The organism is Methylobacterium sp. Leaf94 (assembly GCF_001426045.1).
Taxonomy (GTDB): Bacteria; Pseudomonadota; Alphaproteobacteria; order Rhizobiales; family Beijerinckiaceae; genus Methylobacterium.
In genome coordinates this window covers 79,195-95,732 of the sequence record NZ_LMRM01000017.1, presented here as the reverse complement: position 1 = coordinate 95,732, position 16,538 = coordinate 79,195, and the positions used below count along the sequence as shown (strand labels likewise).

17 protein-coding genes are annotated in these 16,538 nt (G+C 71.8%); 5 read left to right on the top strand and 12 right to left on the bottom strand.

Annotated elements, in window-relative coordinates; genetic code table 11:
- Window positions 1-30 precede the first annotated feature (30 nt).
- Window positions 31-213, bottom strand: coding sequence for a hypothetical protein (locus ASG63_RS11915; protein WP_056216322.1), 183 nt, complete (start codon window positions 211-213; stop codon window positions 31-33).
- 320 nt (window positions 214-533) lie between these two features.
- On the opposite strand from ASG63_RS11915, the gene soxC reads away from it, so the two are divergent.
- Both soxC and ASG63_RS11905 read left to right on the top strand, forming a co-directional pair.
- Window positions 534-1,838, top strand: coding sequence for a sulfite dehydrogenase (gene soxC / locus ASG63_RS11910; RefSeq protein ID WP_056216320.1), 1,305 nt, complete (start codon window positions 534-536; stop codon window positions 1,836-1,838).
- Entirely contained in the window at window positions 1,819-2,427 is a 609-nt protein-coding gene (locus ASG63_RS11905) for a c-type cytochrome (protein WP_082559279.1), read from the top strand. The genes soxC and ASG63_RS11905 overlap by 20 nt, the downstream gene beginning before the upstream one ends.
- A 36-nt stretch (window positions 2,428-2,463) precedes the next feature.
- Here the strand turns inward: ASG63_RS11905 and ASG63_RS11900 are convergent, their stop codons facing one another.
- Genes ASG63_RS11900 through ASG63_RS11860 form a run of 9 tightly spaced genes read right to left on the bottom strand, consistent with a single transcriptional unit; the run spans window position 2,464 to window position 11,012 of the window.
- A complete protein-coding gene (locus tag ASG63_RS11900; RefSeq protein WP_056216316.1) occupies window positions 2,464-3,480 on the bottom strand; it encodes an ABC transporter substrate-binding protein in 1,017 nt (338 codons plus the stop codon).
- Window positions 3,481-3,529: 49 nt separating this feature from the next.
- Window positions 3,530-5,188, bottom strand: a complete 1,659-nt coding sequence (locus ASG63_RS11895; protein ID WP_056216314.1) for a thiamine pyrophosphate-binding protein — start codon at window positions 5,186-5,188, stop codon at window positions 3,530-3,532.
- 39 nt (window positions 5,189-5,227) lie between these two features.
- Window positions 5,228-6,958, bottom strand: a complete 1,731-nt coding sequence (locus ASG63_RS11890; protein ID WP_056216312.1) for an L-aspartate oxidase — start codon at window positions 6,956-6,958, stop codon at window positions 5,228-5,230.
- Window positions 6,958-7,563 (bottom strand): fumarate hydratase C-terminal domain-containing protein, encoded by a 606-nt coding sequence (locus ASG63_RS11885; RefSeq protein ID WP_056216309.1) that lies wholly within the window; start codon window positions 7,561-7,563, stop codon window positions 6,958-6,960. The genes ASG63_RS11890 and ASG63_RS11885 overlap by 1 nt, the downstream gene beginning before the upstream one ends.
- A 28-nt stretch (window positions 7,564-7,591) precedes the next feature.
- Window positions 7,592-8,464 carry a fumarate hydratase gene (locus ASG63_RS11880; protein ID WP_056216307.1) on the bottom strand — a complete coding sequence of 291 codons (873 nt, stop codon included), beginning with the start codon at window positions 8,462-8,464 and terminating at the stop codon, window positions 7,592-7,594.
- A 24-nt stretch (window positions 8,465-8,488) separates the two neighbouring features.
- Window positions 8,489-8,869 (bottom strand): succinate dehydrogenase, cytochrome b556 subunit, encoded by a 381-nt coding sequence (sdhC, locus tag ASG63_RS11875; protein ID WP_056216305.1) that lies wholly within the window; start codon window positions 8,867-8,869, stop codon window positions 8,489-8,491.
- Complete coding sequence (locus ASG63_RS11870) at window positions 8,866-9,195, bottom strand: succinate dehydrogenase (RefSeq protein ID WP_056216303.1); 330 nt, start codon at window positions 9,193-9,195, stop codon at window positions 8,866-8,868. Before ASG63_RS11870 ends, sdhC begins: the two co-directional genes overlap by 4 nt.
- Window positions 9,192-9,977 (bottom strand): succinate dehydrogenase/fumarate reductase iron-sulfur subunit, encoded by a 786-nt coding sequence (locus ASG63_RS11865; RefSeq protein ID WP_156394175.1) that lies wholly within the window; start codon window positions 9,975-9,977, stop codon window positions 9,192-9,194. The genes ASG63_RS11870 and ASG63_RS11865 overlap by 4 nt, the downstream gene beginning before the upstream one ends.
- 3 nt (window positions 9,978-9,980) lie before the next feature.
- Window positions 9,981-11,012, bottom strand: coding sequence for an ABC transporter substrate-binding protein (locus ASG63_RS11860; RefSeq protein WP_056216300.1), 1,032 nt, complete (start codon window positions 11,010-11,012; stop codon window positions 9,981-9,983).
- A gap of 106 nt (window positions 11,013-11,118) precedes the next feature.
- Between ASG63_RS11860 and ASG63_RS11855 the strand changes: the two genes are divergently transcribed.
- On the top strand, window positions 11,119-11,955 hold the full coding sequence (locus ASG63_RS11855; protein ID WP_056216298.1) for a GntR family transcriptional regulator: 837 nt from the start codon (window positions 11,119-11,121) through the stop codon (window positions 11,953-11,955).
- 30 nt (window positions 11,956-11,985) lie between these two features.
- On the opposite strand, the gene ASG63_RS11850 is transcribed toward ASG63_RS11855, so the two are convergent.
- Together ASG63_RS11850 and ASG63_RS11845 are read right to left on the bottom strand one after the other, a co-directional pair.
- Complete coding sequence (locus ASG63_RS11850) at window positions 11,986-12,885, bottom strand: ABC transporter permease (RefSeq protein ID WP_056216296.1); 900 nt, start codon at window positions 12,883-12,885, stop codon at window positions 11,986-11,988.
- Window positions 12,878-13,672 (bottom strand): ABC transporter ATP-binding protein, encoded by a 795-nt coding sequence (locus tag ASG63_RS11845; RefSeq protein ID WP_056216294.1) that lies wholly within the window; start codon window positions 13,670-13,672, stop codon window positions 12,878-12,880. Before ASG63_RS11845 ends, ASG63_RS11850 begins: the two co-directional genes overlap by 8 nt.
- 655 nt (window positions 13,673-14,327) lie before the next feature.
- Between ASG63_RS11845 and ASG63_RS11840 the strand changes: the two genes are divergently transcribed.
- Both ASG63_RS11840 and ASG63_RS11835 read left to right on the top strand, forming a co-directional pair.
- Window positions 14,328-14,993 (top strand): tripartite tricarboxylate transporter TctB family protein, encoded by a 666-nt coding sequence (locus ASG63_RS11840; RefSeq protein WP_056216292.1) that lies wholly within the window; start codon window positions 14,328-14,330, stop codon window positions 14,991-14,993.
- 14 nt (window positions 14,994-15,007) lie between these two features.
- A complete protein-coding gene (locus ASG63_RS11835; RefSeq protein WP_056216290.1) occupies window positions 15,008-16,513 on the top strand; it encodes a tripartite tricarboxylate transporter permease in 1,506 nt (501 codons plus the stop codon).
- Window positions 16,514-16,538: the final 25 nt, after the last annotated feature.

The following is a 16,538-nucleotide window of genomic DNA, read 5'->3' as shown; positions in this document are numbered from 1 at the left end:
GACGGGATCGGGCCGCCCCGGACGGATCGCTCAGTTGGCCGTCCGATGCGACGCGGCCGGCGCGAAGGTCCACCCGTTCAGGGAGCGGGGGATCGGCAAGCGCGCCAGGTCCAGCCCGCACGCGGCTTTGTAGGCGTGCTCCTCGGTCAGCATCCGGAGCCCCTGCTCCGCCGTCTCGCAGGTTCCGAGAACGTCGTGGTCCAGCAGAACCACGTAACAATCCTTCTGCCCCAGGAGCGTTCGCTGGATGCGGAATGCTCCCTGAGGCGTATCACAGAGCCAACAACCACCCATGGCGCGCACCTCCGCCTGAGATCCGGGAGCGAGATCATGCGGCGCGCACCCGATCCCTGTCCAGAACCTTAATGCATACCTTTTGATCTGACATGCAAAATTCCGCTTCCGCTCCCGGCGAGGCCTGCCCGTCGCGACGCTGTGCCGGCGGAGACCCGAAAGGGGATGACGGAATCGGGTGAGCGGTCCTACACTCCGCGCTGCCGACGACGGCCCCGACCCGGTGAAGGAGACGCAGCGTGAGCGGACCAGAATCCGACGAAGACCGCGTCCGGAATACCACGGAGGTCGCGTCGAGGTCGCGCCGATCCTTCCTCGCGCGGGGCACTGCCCTCGTCGGCGGCGGCCTCGTCGCCGCACGCGCAGCGGAACCGGCCGCGGCGGCGTCCCCGGCCGGCGGTCCGCCGGGCGTGCCGCCCTGGATGACGACCCCCGGCGCGGAGACCGGGGCGCAACCCTACGGGACGCCGTCACCGTTCGAGAAGACCGTCGTCAAGAACATTCCGAAGACCCTCAAGCAATACACCTCAGCATCGGTGCGCACGCCGCTGCAGGAGCTCGACGGGATCATCACGCCCAACGGGCTGTTCTACGAGCGCCACCATGGCGGCGTCCCCGCGATCGACCCGGCCCAGCACCGCCTGATGATCCACGGCCTGGTGGAGCGGCCCCTGGTCCTGACCATGGACGACGTCCGGCGCTTCCCGAGCGTGTCGCAGATCCACTTCATCGAGTGCTCGGGCAACCCCGACTTCAAGGCGATCCGGGCGGGCCGCACCGCCTCCGACCTGGTGGGGCTGGTGAGCTGCGCCGAATGGACGGGCGTGCGCCTCAGGACGGTGCTGGAGGAGGCCGGCCTCCAGCCGGGCGCCAAGTGGGTGATCGCCGAGGGCGCGGATGCGGCCGCGCTGACCCGCAGCCTCCCGATCGAGAAGTGTCTCGACGACGCGCTGCTCGTCTACAGCCAGAACGGCGAGCGCCTGCGCCCGCAGCAGGGCTACCCCCTGCGCGTGCTCCTGCCCGGCTACGAGGGCAACATGAGCGTGAAGTGGCTGCGCCGGCTCAACGTGACGGACGCGCCGGCCTATTCCCGCGAGGAGACGGCCAAGTACACCGACCTGATGCCGGACGGGACCGCGCGGCAGTTCACCTTCACCATGGAGGCGAAGTCGGTGATCACGCGGCCGTCGGGGACGCAGCGGATCGTGCCCGGCTTCAACGAGATCACCGGGATCGCCTGGAGCGGGCGGGGCACGATCGCCCGTGTCGAGGTCTCGGTGGACGACGGCCGGAGCTGGCAGGAAGCGCAGCTCCAGGCGCCCGTCCTCGACAAGGCGCTGACCCGGTTCCGCCTGGCCTGGACCTGGAACGGAGAGCCCGCCGTGATCCAGAGCCGGGCCACCGACGAGACCGGCTACGTGCAACCGCTCTTCTCCGAACTGGCCGGGGCCCGGGGCCTGAACTCGTTCTACCACAACAACGCCGTCATCCCCTGGCGCATCGCGAAGAGCGGAGAGGTGTCGAATGGCTATCCCAAGGCGTGACGGCACTGCCCTCCGGATGGGCGCAAGTCCCACGACCGCCCTGGCCGCCATCGCCCTAGCGGCGACAGGGTTGGCCGCGATCGGCTTGGCCGCGATCGCTTCGGCCGGCCCGGCCTCGGCCGAGACCCGCTACGGGATCGGGCGCCCCGCCACCGCGGCGGAGGTCGCCGCCTGGAACATCGACATCGACCGGGACGGCCGGAAGCTTCCCGCCGGCCGCGGCAGCGTCGCCCAGGGCGGCGCCCTCTTCGCCGAGCGCTGCGCGTCCTGCCACGGCGCGAAGGGCGAGGGCGGCCTCGGCGACCGGCTCGTGGGCGGCCAGGGCACCCTCGCCTCGGCCCAGCCGGTGAAGACGGTGGGCAGCTTCTGGCCCTATGCCCCGACGCTGTTCGACTACGTTCGCCGGGCCATGCCGATGGACGCGCCGCAATCGCTCACGGACGACGAGGTCTACGCCGTCGTCGGCTACCTGCTGAACCTGAACGGCCTCCTGCCGGACGACGCCGTCCTGGAGGCGAGGAGCCTCGCCGCCGTGCGGATGCCCAACCGCGACGGCTTCGTGCCGGATCCGCGCCCCGACGTGCCCTGAGGCGCGGTGGACGAGGCCTCGGCTGCCAAGCTGGACTCAGCTGCCGGGTTTGGCGTGGACGTTGGCGAAGAACAGCTCCCGCCAGTCCTGGGCGCCGCGGCGGATCGTTTTCGTGCGGGCCATGAAGGTGACGACGGGCAGGATCGCCTGGGGCGTGGTGGTGAAGCTGACCTGGGGCGAGGCCAGGATCGACGCGATGAGGCCGACGTCGGAGCCGTCGCGGGCGAGGCGCACATAGGCCTGGGCGGCGGCCCGGGGGTCGCCCGCGATGGAGGCGACCGCCTCCTCCAGGGCCGCCGTGAACGCGGCGTGGAGGGTGGGATTGGCCTCCACGAAGGCGGCGGAGGCCCAGACCACGTTGAAGGTCGAGGGTCCGCCGAGCACGTCGAAGGAGTTGAGGATCGTCCGGATGCCGGGCCTGCGCAGCTCCAGCTCCTGGATCGGCGCGGCGGTGAAATGCGCGGTCACCTCCTGGCCGGCCAGGAGGGCGGCCATGCCGTCCGGGTGCGACAGGGTCACGGTCAGGCGGTCGAGGTCGTTGCGCCGCGCCTCCCCGAGCGCCTTCTCGGCCGCCATCTGCAGGAACATGGCCTGAACTGAGACCTTCACGGCCGGCAGGGCGATCTTGTCCCGGTCGGTGAAGTCGGCGAGCGAGCGGATGCGCTCCGCATTGGTGTTCATGAGGAGCGGCATGGCGTTCATCGCCGCCACGCCCTTCACCGCCATGGCGGTGCCCTCGGTCTTGGACCAGAGCAGGACGAGGGGCGGCACGCCGCCGGCCACGAACTGGATCGAGCCGGACAGGAGCGCGTCGTTCATCGCGGCCCCGCCCGCCAGGGTGACGTAGCGGACGCCGAGCCCCGACAGGCCCCGGGCCGCGGCGTGGGTCTGGAGCAGCCCCTGCTCCTCCATGAGCATCAGCGGCAGGTGTCCCAGGCTCGGCTGGCGCGCGATGGTGACCGCCTGCACCTCGGCCCGGGCCGGGCGCAGGCCCCCGAGGAGGGGCAGTCCCGCGCCGAGCAGTCCCCGGGCCAGTACGTCGCGTCGGCGCATGTGAACCTCCCTGGACCGGACTCGCGATGGGGGATGCGGTCGGCCCGCCTTACGGAACGGAAATTTTCGGCCTGCGGATCACCGGGGCGGGCACGCTCTCGATCAGCACGTTGAGGCAGGCCGGCAGGCCGCTGGCCTGCGCCTCCTCCAGGGCCCCGGGCAGGTCCTCGGCCCGAGTGACGAGGGCCCCGTGGCCGCCCAGAGCCGTCACGACGCGGTCGTAGCGGGAACTCAGGAGGTCGCAGTGGCGCGCCCGCGCCGCGCCGTACTGGCGCAGTTGGATCTGGTACTCGGCGTTCCAGCGGGCATCGTTGCCCACCACGGCGATGAAGGGCAGGCCGTAGCGCACGGCGGTGTCGAACTCGGCCATGTGGAAGCCGAAGGTGCCGTCCCCCAGGACCGCCACCACGGGCCCCGCCGGGTCGTGGAGGCGGGCCGCCAGGGCGAAGGGCAGCGACGCGCCGATGGTGCCCGAGACCCCGTTGATGAGGCGCCGGGGGGCCTGCACCAGGGCCTGGGGCCATTGCCCGATCTCGCCCCCGTCGCAGATCAGGGTGCCGCCGGGATGCCGGTCGAGGAAGGCGGCGACGCCGCGGCACAGCTCCACTGGATGGAGGCGGCCCTCGGGGCCGCGCCGGTCGTCCCAGTCCGGGGGCCGGTACGCCACAGCCGCCCGCACGGTGGCCGGCCAGTCCGTCCCCGCGTGCGGGCGCCCCCCGGCGCAGGAGCCGGCCAGGGCCGCGAGGGTCGGCAGCGCATCGGCCGTGCCCGAGACGGCGAGGCGGGCCGGATCGACCCGCGCGACGAGGGCGGGGTCGGGGTCGACGACGACGAAGCGGCAGGCCGGCGCCACCGCGGGCGCCTCGCCGAACTTCAGGGTGAAGTCGAGGGGCTTGCCCACGAGCACGAGGCAGTCGGCCTGGGCCAGCACCTCGGCGAAGGCGCCCAGACTCGGATCGTTGAGGCCGCGCGGGCTCTCCATCCCGAGGACGGGCACGCCCGAGGCCGCCTCCAGCGCCGCCATCCGGGCGCGCCCCTCGGCGCCGCAGGCGACCGGGCCGCACAGGATCAGGGGGCGCTGCGCCCGGCCGAGCTCCGCCGCCACCGCCGCGACGAGGTCGGCGCCGGGCGCGCCGACCCGGATCGCGGCCTCGGCGGGTGCCGGGGGAGCGGCCGAGAGAGCGACCGGGGCCTGCGCTTCCAGGAGGTCGACCGGCAGGCTGAGATGCACGGGCCCCGGCCGGCCCGCGCGGGCGATCCGCAGGGCCCGGGCGACGTCGTCGGCCAGGGTGTCGACGGCAGCCGCCGTCCACGAGGCCTTGGTCATCGGCCGGGCGATGTCGGCCTGGGCGAGTTCCTGGAAGGCGCCGCGCCCGAGCTCCGACAGGCCGGCATGGCCCGAGAGCAGGAGGACGGGGCTCTCCGCAGCCAGCGCCGTGAACAGGGCGGCGGCGCCGTTGGTCTGCCCCTGGCCGCCGGTGACCAGGGCGACCCCGACCTCCCCGGTCAGGCGGCCCCAGGCATCGGCCATGTGCACGCAGGCGGCCTCCTGGCGGACATGCACCACCGCGATGTCCGTGCCCAGCAGGGCATCGAAGATCGGCATGATGTGGTTGCCCGACAGGGTGAAGATGCGGCGCACGCCGAGGCGCTCCAGCGTCTCGACGACGATGTCGGCTCCGCGCGGCCGGCCCCGGGACTGGTCCATGGCGTCTCTCTCGGCGATCCGTCGGGTGGGGGCGCGGCCTCAGGCCGCCGCGTCGAGGAGGGAGGCGCCCGGGCGCACATGGGTGAAGGCGACGGGCTCCAGGGTGACGTCGAGCCCCTCCCCGGCCTGGCGCACCACGGTGTAGTGCGAGGTGGCGAGATCGGAGGCGTCGGGGAAGTCCTCGCGAAAGTGCGCCCCGCGGCTGTCGGTGCGGGCCAGGGCCGCGGCCCGGATCGCCTGGCTGACGCGGACGAGGTTCTCGAGGTTGAGCCGGTCCATCCAGGTCAGGTTGTAGCGGCGGTCGCCGTCGGGGATGCCGGCCTCCGCCACCGCGGCCGCGAGGGCGTCGAGGCGCTCCCCGGCCCGGGCCAGCCCGGCCGCGTCGCGCAGGATGCCGACATCGTCCCACATGGTGGCGTAGAGGGCCTCCCGGATCGCCTCCAGGTCGCCGGCCGGGCGCCCGAGAGGGCCGTAGGCGCGAGCGAGCCCCGCCTCGATCGCGTGAGGATCGGGCTCGGCGAGGCGTCGCACGCCCCGGACGTCGCGGGCCATGGCGGAACCGGCCAGGCCCCCGAACACCGTCGAGTTGGCGACGCCGTTGCCGCCGAGGCGGTTGGCCCCGTGCACCCCGCCGGTATCCTCCCCGGCCGCGTAGAGGCGCGGCAGCTCGGTGCCGCAGCCGGGGCGGAAGGCGACCCCGCCCATCATGTAGTGGGCGGTGGGGATGACCTCGACCAGGCCCCCGGCGAGGTCGAAGCCGCAATCGGCGCAGCGCTCCACCATGCCCTTGAACTTGGCGGCCACGTCCGCGGGCCCGAGATGGCTCATCTGGAGGTAGACGCCGCCATGGGGGGTGGCGTGGCCGTCGCGGATGCGCCGCATGATCGAGCGGCTGACGACGTCGCGGGTCGCCCGCTCCGCCCGCGGGTCGTAGTGCTGCATGAAGCGCTCGCGGGAGGCGTCGAGCAGGTAGCCGCCCGCGCCCCGCAGCCCCTCCTCCAGCACCGTGCCGGTCATCCGCGTGCCCGCGCCCGCCAGCAGGCCGGTGGGATGGAACTGGACCATCTCCATGTCGCGCAAGGGCAGGCCGGCGCGGAGCGCCATGGCGAGGCCGTCGCAGGTCTTGTCGCCGGAGGGCGTGTGGAACTTGTACATGGTCGGGCCGCCGCCCGTGGCGAGCAGGGTCGCCCGGGCGCGGACCAGGACCGGGATTCCGGTCCGCATGTCGAGCATCAGCACGCCGGCGAGGCCGGAGCCGTCGGCGGCCGGGATCAACTCGAGGGCGCGGTGATCCTCCAGGCGCCGGACGTCCCGGCGCCAGACCTGTTCGGACAGGCGGTTGATGATCTCGATGCCGGTGAGGTCGCCCTTGTGCACGGTGCGGTCGAAGGTCTGACCGGCGAAGGCCTTCTGGTGGACGCTGCCGTCGGGGTTGCGGTCGAAGAAGCAGCCGAGCTCGGTCTCCAGTTCGCGGATGCGGACCTGCGCCTCCGTGACCAGGGTCCAGGCCAGCTCCTGGTTGTTCAGCCACTTGCCGCCCTCGATCGTGTCCATGAAGTGGCGCTCGACCGAATCGCCCGGGGCGAGGGCGACGTTGTAGCCGCCCTGGACCATGCGGGTGCAGCCGCACTTGCCGAGCAGGCCCTTCACCGCGACGGTGACCTGGAGGTCGGGGGCGGCCTTCTTGGCGTGGAGGGCGGCGAACAGGCCGGCGCCCCCCGAGCCCAGGATGAGGATGTCGGTCTCGACGGTGGTCGGCACGGCGCGCATCAGGCGGCTCCCAGGCTCTCGATGACGGCATCCCGCCGGCTGGCGACGTCGCGCTGGACGTCGGCGAAGAGCGAGCCGCCGTGGGAATCCATGCCGACCAGGAGGGGGCCGAAGTCGCGGATCGCGAACTTCCACAGGCTCTCGGGGTGGAGATCGTCGAGGTCGATGTCGTCGATCCGCTCGATCCAGGTCGTCTCCAGGGCGGCGGCGCCCCCGACGATGGCGAGGTAGGCGCCGCCGTGTTCGGCGAAGGCCGCGAGGGTCTGGGGGCCCATGCCGCCCTTGCCGACGATGAGGCGCACGCCCTCGCGCCGCATCAGGGCGTCGGTGAAGCGCTCCATCCGCATGGAGGTGGTGGTGCCGATGCAGAACGGCGCGTAGCCCACGGGCGCCTCGGGGGAGACCGGTACGCGGTGGACGTTGGGCGCGGTGTGGATCACCGCGTGGCCGGTGAGATCGAGATGGGTCCGGCGCCCCCGGTCGAACATGTGGATCAGGGTGGCGTCCCGGATGCCGAACAGGGTCTTTCGCAGGGTGACGGTGTCGCCGACCTTCAGGGCGCGGACCTGGGCCGCGTCGACCGGCATGTCGAGAACGTGGTGCATGGCGCAGGCCCTCCCGGAGGCGGCGATTTCAGTCGAAGGCGATACCGCCCGGCGTGAAGGTCGCCCTCGCCCGGCGGGCCGAGTGGCACTGGATGTTCACCGCCACCGGGTTCTGGGTGATGTGGGTGGCGGCGATTTCCACATGCACGGCGAAGCTGGTGGAGCGCCCGCCGAGCCCCTGGGGGCCGATGCCGAGTTCGTTGACGGCGCGCGACAGCTCCGCCTCGATCCGGGCGCCGTCGGGATCGGAACAGGCGGTCCGCAGCTTGCGGGTGGCCGCCACCTTGGCCAGATGCATGCACAGGTCCGAGGTGCCGCCGATGCCGACGCCCACGATGGTGGGCGGGCAGACGCGGCCGCCGAGCTCGATCACGCGGTCGATGACGAAGCGCTTGACCGCGTTGATGCCGTCCGAGGGCAGCAGCATCTGCAGGAACGAGCCGTTCTCCGAGCCCGAGCCCTTCGGGATCATCTCCACCGAGACGGTCTCGGGCCGGTCGTCGAAATCCACATGGATGATCGGCACGCGGATGCCGCAGGAGGTCTGCTCGTTCACGCGGGTGATCGGGTGGACCACGGAGGAGCGTAAGGAATGCTCGGTGGTCGCGCGTTCGCAGCCGCGCCGGATCGCGGCCTTGAGGTCGGCGCCCTCGACGCGCACGTCGCGCCCGATCACCACGTTGTAGATCGGGATGCCGGTGTCCTGGCAGAGGATGTTCTTGGTGCGCTCGGCCACCGCGATGTTCTCCACCATGGTGCCGAGGATCGCCCGGCCGGTGGCGCTGGTCTCGTCGCGGGCAAGATCCGCGAAGCCCGCCTTGATGTCCGGCGGCAGCAGCTTCAGGGCGCGGACGTAGAGGTCCTTGCACACCGCTTCGACTTCGGTGAGGTCGAGATCCATGCCGGTCTCCTTCGAAGGGTTGGCTCAGGCGCCGCCGAGCAGGAACAGGAGCCCCACCGCGAGCCCCGCCGCCACGCAGGCGGAGACGACGAGGGCCGTCCGCTCCCGGGTGACGAACCACTCGAGGGCCAGCACGCGCAGGCCCAGGACCATGTGCAGGGCCAGCGCGCTGACGAGGCCCCATTCGGCCGCGCGCACGAAGCCGTTGTGGGTCAGCCCGAGGAAGCTCTCGAGGCGGTCGGCCCCCTGCAGGGCGGTGCCGAGGGCGATGAAGTGCATCGGCAGGAACAGCGCCAGGGCGATCCCCGAGAGGCGGTGCAGCAGGGCGGCGGCGAAGCCCGCGCGCGGACGGGCGGCGCGGAGGCTCCTTGGCCGCGGGGCGGCGGTCTGCGTCCCGGCGCTCATGCGACGTAGACCGCGAGCGCCGCGCGCAGGCCGAGGACGACGAGGAGCGCCGCGACGGCGAGCATCGCCCCGTCGAGGGAGCGTCCGCGCCAGGGCGTCCACTCCCGCAGGATGCTGCGCAGGCCGATGGGCGCGTGGATCGCCGCCGCCACCACGAAGACGCCGTAGAACACGAGGAAGGCCAGGTTGCCCTGCGTCCGGCCCAGGATCTCCCCGGCGGTGAGCCCGCCGCGCACGGCGTACAGGATCGTGCCGAGATGGACCGCCACCGCCACCGCCAGGATCCCGGCGGTGCCGCGCTGCGCCACGTAGAGGAGCGGGCTCATGCCGACCTCCGGAAATGCCGGGCGCTGAGCCGCTTCAGGGCCGACCGGGCGGTGGCGCGCTTCAGGCCCGCGATGGCGAAGGTCGGCGCCAGGGCCTTGGGGCAGTGCTCGGTGCAGCTCATGTGGGTGTGGCAGGACTGGCAGCCGGCATCCCCGGACACGGCCTCCAGCCGCGCCGCCTGGCCCCGGTCGCGGACGTCGTTCACCAGGGTCCAGGCCCGGTTGAGGGCGGCCGGACCGAGATAGTCCGGGTTCCACGTGACCACGTCGCAGGCGGCGTAGCAGACGCCGCAATTGATGCACTCGATGCCGGCATCCACCGCCCGGCGCGCGGGCGAATCCGGCGCCACCACGGCGAAGTCCGCGGGCGGCGCGTCGCCGGGCTCGAAGGCGCCGTGGGCGGCCGTCCACTTCTCGAAGAACGGCTCCATGTCGACGGCCAGGTCCTTGACCACCGGCAGGTTGCGCAGGGGCTCGAGGGTCAGGCCGTCGTCCTCCGCCACCGCCGCGACCCGCGTGCGGCAGGTCCAGCGCGGGCGCCCGTTCACCGTCATGGCGCAGGAGCCGCACATGCCGACCCGGCAGGCGAAGCGGTAGGCGAGCGTCGGGTCCTGCTCGCGCTGGATCTCGGTGACCACGTCGAGGATGGTCTGGGCCGGGCGCCGCGCCACGGTGAAGGCCTGGAAGCCGCCGTCCCGCCGGATGCGCACTCTCAGCGTCGCGCCGGGCACGGCCTCGACCGTGGGATCGGCCGGGGCGGGGACGGGAACGGACACGCTCATGCCTCAGCGCTCCGCCTTGGCGGCGGCGCCGGGAAAGAACAGCTCGCCCTGGTCGGCGGCCTTGGCGGCCACGAGGCCGGCGCGGTTCATGTAATCGAGATAGGCCAGCATGTTCAGGGGCGCGCTGGTCCACTGGGTCTGCGGCGCGCGGATGATCTCCACCGCCTCCGCCTCGGTGAGCCGGGCGTTCTCGGCCTTGATCCAGAGCGCGGCGACCCGGGCGGGCTCGGCCTTGATCAGCGCCAGGCTCTCCTCCAGGGCGGCCCGGAAGGCGGCCACGATCTTCGGGTTGGCGGTGACGAAGCGGCTGCTCGCCCAGACGAGGTTGAAGGTGTGCGGCCCGCCGAGGACGTCGTAGCTGTCCAGCACCTTGCGGGCCTTGGGGTCCTTCAGCTCCACCTCCTGGAACGGCGGGGCGCCGAAATGCGCCGTGATCTCGGAGCGGCCGCCGAGCATCGCCGTCTGGGCGTCGGGATGGCCCATCGAGACCGTGAGGGGGTCGAGCTTGCCCTGCTGGCCCGGCCCGAAGGCCTTCTCGGCGGCCATCTGCAGGGTGATCGCCTGGATCGAGCTCTTCACCGTGGGCAGGGCGATCTTGTCCTTCTCGGTGAAGTCCTTGATCGAGGAAACGGCCGGGTTCACGGTCACCAGCCAGAGCGGCATCGCGTTGAGGGCCGCCACACCCTTGATCATCAGATTGCCGCGGGTGCGGCCCCAGATCGTCAGCATCGGCCCGACGCCGCCGGCGGCGAAGTCGAGGTTCCCCGAGAGCAGGGCCTCGTTCATGCCCGAGCCGCCGGTGAAGCGCAGCCACTCCGTCTTGAGCTCCAGGCCCTGCTGGCGGGCCTGCTTCTCGAGGAGGTGCTCCTCCTCCATCACCGTGAGGGGCAGGTAGGAGATGCCGAACTGCTTGGCGAGGCGCACCACGGAGGCCTCCGCCCGGGCGGACCCCGCGCCGACCAGAAGGCTCGCCGAGAGCCCCACCGAGATCAGGGCCGCGGCGCCGCAGAGCCGGATGAGACGGCCGAGTGCCATGTGTTCCTCCTGCCTTGAGCCCGAATTCTCTGGTCCGGTGCCGAGGGCCACGATAGCCTCGTGCCGACCGCTGTCAACGGTCATATGTCATATACATGAGTTGCCGATGTCGAACCGCATGCGCGGCGCCCCCACCCCCCAGGCGCATCCCGAAGTCCCGTCGCCGGCCGCGCCCGAGATCGCGCCCGTGACCGGACCTACGAGCGCGCCCACGACCGCCCCCATGACCGCGCCTTTGGCGAGCCATCCACTCTACCTGCAGGCCCGCGACCTGCTGCTGCGCCGGATCGTGGACGGCACCTGGAAGCCGGGCGGCTACCTGCCGAGCGAGCCGCAGCTCGCCCTCGACCTCGGCGTCTCCATCGGGACGATCCGCAAGGCCATGGAGGACCTCGTCGGGCAGGGCCTGCTGGAGCGCCAGCACGGGCGCGGCACGCAGGTGGTGCCCCATTCGAGCGACCGCTCGCGCTTCCGCTTCCTGCGCTTCGTCCACGGCGACGGGCGGCCGTTCCGCCCGGTGGCCCGCGTCCTCGCCGCCGGGACCGCGCGGCCCGACGCGCAGGACCGGGCCGCCCTCGGGCTGGGGGCGGGCGCCAAGGTGCTGGTCCTGCTGCGGACCCGCAGCGAGGACGGCGTGCCGCTGATCTACGAGCGCATCGCGCTGCCGGCCGAGCCCTTCGCCGCGCTGAAGCCGGAGCCCGGCGCCGAGATGCTGGAGGAGATCTACGTGCTCTACCAGGCGCGCTGCGGCCAGACCGTGGCGCGGGCCCGGGACACGATCGCCACCGACCGGGCGAGCCCGGCCATGGCGGACGCCCTCGGCTGTGCGCCGGGGGCGCCCCTGCTGCTGGTGCGCCGGGTCGCCGTCGCCCTCACGGGCGACCCCATCGAGTATCGCCAGAGCTGGACGGCCATGCTCCACTACCGCTCCGACCTCGACTGACGGAGCGGAGGTCCTTCGGGCTGACCCGCCTCAGGCCTGCATGCCCCAACGCTGCAGGGTGTGGCGCTCGATGGTCTGGAAGATCAGGTTCTCGACGCAGAGGCCGATGAGGATCACCGTCAAGAGCCCCGCGAAGACGTTGGGGATGTCGAGCATGTTCTTGTTCTCGAAGATGAACCAGCCCAGCCCCCCCGAGCCCGAGCTGACGCCGAAGACGAGCTCCGCCGCGATCAGGGTGCGCCAGGCGAAGGCCCAGCCGACCTTGAGGCCGGTGAGGATGCTGGGGAAGGCCGCCGGGATCAGGATCTTGGTGATCAGCCGGCTGCCGCGCAGGCCGTAGTTGCGCCCGACCATCTTCAGGGTCCGGCTGACCGAGAGGAAGCCCGAATGGGTGTTGAGGGCGATGGCCCAGGTTACCGAATGGACCAGCACGAAGATCAGGCTGCCGTTGCCCAGCCCGAACCAGATCAGCGCCAGGGGCAGAAGCGCGATGGCCGGCAGGGGATTGAACATCGACGTCATCGTCTCGAGGAAGTCGGTGCCGATGCGCGAGCTGATCGCGATGCCGGTGAGCAGGGTCGCCAGCAGGATCCCGAGGCCGTAGCCGATCAGCAGGACCTTGATCGAGCCCCAGGCCCGCAGCACCAGGGTGCCGTCCGCCACGCCCCGGGCGAAGGCCGTCACGGTGGCGGAGAAGGTCGGGAACAGGAGGTCGTTGTCGAGGTAGCGCCCGTAGGCCTCCCAGATCAGGGCCAGCACCGCCAGGATCACGAGCTTGCGCAGCCAGCCCTGGTTGTAGAGGCGCTCGACGGCCGAGAGCGGCTTCTCGACGACGGCGCCCCCATAGGCGCCGCCGGTCTCGCGGACGATCTCGGGACGGGCGGGCCGGAGGAGGACGGGTGACACGAGCGCCTTCGCGGTCCTAGACATTCTCCGCCTCCTTGATCTCTTCGGAAAACAGCATCCGATGGATGCGCTGCTCCAGGAGCAGGGTCTCCTGCGGCGAGCCGGCCGTGTTGAGCTCGGCCTTGACCTCGCCGGGATGCGGCGAGAGCAGCAGGATGCGCGAGCCGATCTTGATCGCCTCCGGAATCGAGTGCGTGACGAACAGCACCGTGAAGCGCGTCTCCTCCCACAGGGCCAGGAGTTCGTCCTGCATCCGCCGGCGGGTGAGCGCGTCCAGGGCCGCGAAGGGCTCGTCCATGAGCAGGATGTCGGGCTCCATCGCCATGCCGCGGGCGATGGCCACCCGCTGCTTCATGCCGCCCGACAGCATGTGCGGATAGCTGTCGGCGAAGGCCGAGAGGTTGACCTTGTCGATATAGTGCATGGCCCGTTCGTCGGCGGCCCGCCCCGACAGGCGCCCCGACGCCTCGAGGGCGAAGGCGACGTTCTGGCGGACGGTCTTCCAGGGCAGCAGCTGGTCGAATTCCTGGAACACCATCATCCGGTCCGGGCCGGGCTCGGTGATGGCCTGGCCCTTCAGGCGGATCTGGCCCTCCGTCGGCGCCATGTAGCCGCCCACCGACTTCAGAAGGGTGGATTTCCCGCAGCCCGAGGGTCCGAGCAGGACGAACCGATCGCTCGGGAAGACCTGGAAGCCGACCCGGTAGGTCGCCGTGACGAGGTGGTCGGGGGTCTTGTACTGCAGCGTGACGCCGTCGACCTCGAGCAGCGGCCCCGTGACGTTCGAGGGCAAGCCTGTCGCCAAGCTCATCGCATCCTCCCTTTGGCCACGCGCATGGCGGCACTGCTGGTTTTCAGGGGCGGTCTGGAGCCGCTTTGCCTTCGGACGACCGGCTGCCCGAGCCCCGATCCGTCGGCCCTGGCACAATCGTTCGTCCGACCCCTGGATACCAAGCACGATCCTTCCTGTAAATATAATAGCTATCTATTATAAGACAGGTTTTTATTCTTGTTTGGCGGGCCTTTTCGGCTTGGGCCGGGGGCGGCCCGGGGGTGGCCTCGGTCCCGGCCCGCCCCATCGGGGCGCTCTCCGCGGGCGGCGCGTCACCGGCCCGATCCTCATGCCGGAACGCGGTCGCCCCGCAGCACAGCGCGCCCGGACAGGATCCGTCATCGGCGAAGGATTAAAAAGAGGCCGGCAACGTAATCAGGTCTCATGCGACGAGACCTTCGAATCGGTTGATGACGCCGTTACGGGCTCTTGTGGAGACTTGGATTTACGGCATAGGTTCTTATCAGAACCATCTCGGGCGACCCCGCTCCTTCAGGGCGCAGCGTCCAGCGTCAGGGGACGCGCCGACCGCCGCGGGCGTCCTCCCGGCCACGGCCCGGGGGACGAACGGACATCCGACGATCGCCGTGCCACCCGCCCGAGACACGAAGGCGGGGCTCGTAGGGGAGAAACGATGAGCGACGCATCCGACGGTGCGCGGCGGGCGGGGTCCGTGGTCCGCGCGCCGCAGAGCTTCGTGGCCGGCCTCGTGCTGGTCCTGCTCGGGATGTTCGGCGTCTGGGCCGCGAGCGACCTGCCGCGGGGCACCCTCGGCGCCATGGGACCGGGCATGCTGCCGCACTGGGTGGCGATTGGCGTCGCCCTCTGCGGCGGCGTGCTCGCCGCGACGGGCCTGGTCCGCACGGGGGCGGGCCTCCAGACCTTCGGCCTGCGCGGCCCCCTCGTCGTCGTGCTGGCCATCCTCGCCTTCGCGGTCACGATCCGGCCCTTCGCCCTCGGCCCCGTCGCCGGCCCGGGCCTCGGCCTCATCGTCGCGGGCCCGCTGGCGGTGATCGTCGGGGGCTACGCCACACCGGAGGCGCGCTTCCGCGAACTCCTGATCCTGGCCCTGCTCCTCACCGCCGGCTGCATGCTGCTGTTCGGGGACCTCCTGAACCTGCCCATCCCCATCTTCCCCACCGCCGTCATCGAGGCGGCGAGCGGCCGGATTCCGTCGCGGGTGCTGCTGCGACTCGCGGCCGGCGCCCTCGCCCTGGCGGGCCTCGGCCTGCTCGCCCTGGAACGCCGCGCCACCCGCCGGACCCGGACCGACGTCGCCCCGCACGCCATGACGACCTGATCGGGAGCGCGCACGTGACGGATCTCCTCGCCAATCTCGGCCTCGGCTTCGCCGTCGCCCTGAGCCTGCAGAACGTGACGCTCTGCTTCCTGGGCTGCCTCGTCGGCACCCTGATCGGCGTGCTGCCCGGCGTCGGGCCGATCGCCACCATCGCCATGCTCCTGCCGATCACCTTCGGGCTCGATCCCGTGGGCGCCCTCATCATGCTCGCGGGGATCTATTACGGGGCGCAGTACGGCGGCTCCACCACCGCCATCCTGGTGAACATCCCCGGCGAGGCGACCTCGGTCGTCACCACCCTCGACGGCCACCAGATGGCGCGCCAGGGCCGGGCCGGGGTCGCGCTCGGCATCGCCGCCATCGGCTCCTTCTTCGCCGGCACCGTCGCCACCCTGCTGATCGCGGCCCTCGGCACGCCGCTGACCCGCCTCGCGCTGATCTTTGGACCGGCGGAGTACTTCGCCCTGATGGTGATGGGGCTCGCCTTCGCGGTCGTCCTCGCGCACGGCTCGGTGCTCAAGGCCGTGGCGATGATCCTCGTGGGCGTCCTGCTCGCCGCGGTGGGCACGGACCTCGAGACCGGCCAGGAGCGGATGACCTTCGGCCTCGCGTTCCTCACCGACGGCGTCGACTTCTCCGTCCTGGCGATGGGCCTGTTCGGGGTGGCCGAGATCCTGCGCAACCTCGACCAGACCGAGACCCGCGAGATCGCCCGGGCCCGGATCGGCCGCCTCCTGCCCAGCCTCGCGGATCTGCGCCAGGCGGCGCCCGCGACGCTCCGCGGGACCGCGATCGGGGCGATCCTGGGCATCCTGCCCGGCAACGGCGCCGTGCTCGGCCCCTTCGCCGCCTACACGGTGGAGAAGCGCCTCGCGCGCGATCCGAGCCGCTTCGGCCGCGGGGCCATCGAGGGGGTCGCCGGCCCGGAGAGCGCCAACAATGCCGGCGCGCAGACGGCCTTCATCCCGCTCCTCACCCTCGGCATCCCGCCGAACGCCGTGATGGCGCTGATGGTCGGCGCCATGACGATCCACGGCATCGTTCCGGGCCCCGGCGTGATGACCAAGAACCCCAACCTGTTCTGGGGCATGATCGCGTCGATGTGGATCGGCAACCTGATGCTGCTCGTCATCAACCTGCCGCTCGTGGGCCTCTGGGTGCGCCTGCTGCAGGTGCCCTACCGGCTGATGTTCCCCGCGATCCTGATGTTCTGCGCGATCGGCATCTACTCCATCAACGCGCTGCCCACCGACGTCATGCTGATCGCGGCCTTCGGGGTGTTCGGATACGGGCTGATCAAGTTCGGCTTCGAGCCCGCGCCGCTGCTGCTCGGCTTCGTGCTGGGCAAGCTGATGGAGGAATACCTGCGCCGCGCCCTGACCCTGTCGCGGGGCGACGTCCTGGTGTTCCTCGAGCGCCCGGTCTGCGCGGTGCTGTTCCTCGTCGCCGTCACCATCCTGGCGGCGGCGCTGCTGCCGTCGCTGCGGCGCGGCCGCGACGCGGTGTTCACGGAAGCCTGACGGCGGGGGCGCCCGGGCGCCCTCC

Coding starts and splice junctions, on each gene's coding strand:
- ASG63_RS11905 (WP_082559279.1), top strand. CDS start 1,819: ATGGCTATCCCAAGGCGTGACGGCACTGCCCTCCGGATGGGCGCAAGT.
- ASG63_RS11900 (WP_056216316.1), bottom strand. CDS start 3,480: ATGCGCCGACGCGACGTACTGGCCCGGGGACTGCTCGGCGCGGGACTG.
- ASG63_RS11895 (WP_056216314.1), bottom strand. CDS start 5,188: ATGGACCAGTCCCGGGGCCGGCCGCGCGGAGCCGACATCGTCGTCGAG.
- ASG63_RS11890 (WP_056216312.1), bottom strand. CDS start 6,958: ATGCGCGCCGTGCCGACCACCGTCGAGACCGACATCCTCATCCTGGGC.
- ASG63_RS11885 (WP_056216309.1), bottom strand. CDS start 7,563: ATGCACCACGTTCTCGACATGCCGGTCGACGCGGCCCAGGTCCGCGCC.
- ASG63_RS11880 (WP_056216307.1), bottom strand. CDS start 8,464: ATGGATCTCGACCTCACCGAAGTCGAAGCGGTGTGCAAGGACCTCTAC.
- sdhC (WP_056216305.1), bottom strand. CDS start 8,869: ATGAGCGCCGGGACGCAGACCGCCGCCCCGCGGCCAAGGAGCCTCCGC.
- ASG63_RS11870 (WP_056216303.1), bottom strand. CDS start 9,195: ATGAGCCCGCTCCTCTACGTGGCGCAGCGCGGCACCGCCGGGATCCTG.
- ASG63_RS11865 (WP_156394175.1), bottom strand. CDS start 9,977: ATGAGCGTGTCCGTTCCCGTCCCCGCCCCGGCCGATCCCACGGTCGAG.
- ASG63_RS11860 (WP_056216300.1), bottom strand. CDS start 11,012: ATGGCACTCGGCCGTCTCATCCGGCTCTGCGGCGCCGCGGCCCTGATC.
- ASG63_RS11855 (WP_056216298.1), top strand. CDS start 11,119: ATGTCGAACCGCATGCGCGGCGCCCCCACCCCCCAGGCGCATCCCGAA.
- ASG63_RS11850 (WP_056216296.1), bottom strand. CDS start 12,885: ATGTCTAGGACCGCGAAGGCGCTCGTGTCACCCGTCCTCCTCCGGCCC.
- ASG63_RS11845 (WP_056216294.1), bottom strand. CDS start 13,672: ATGAGCTTGGCGACAGGCTTGCCCTCGAACGTCACGGGGCCGCTGCTC.
- ASG63_RS11840 (WP_056216292.1), top strand. CDS start 14,328: ATGAGCGACGCATCCGACGGTGCGCGGCGGGCGGGGTCCGTGGTCCGC.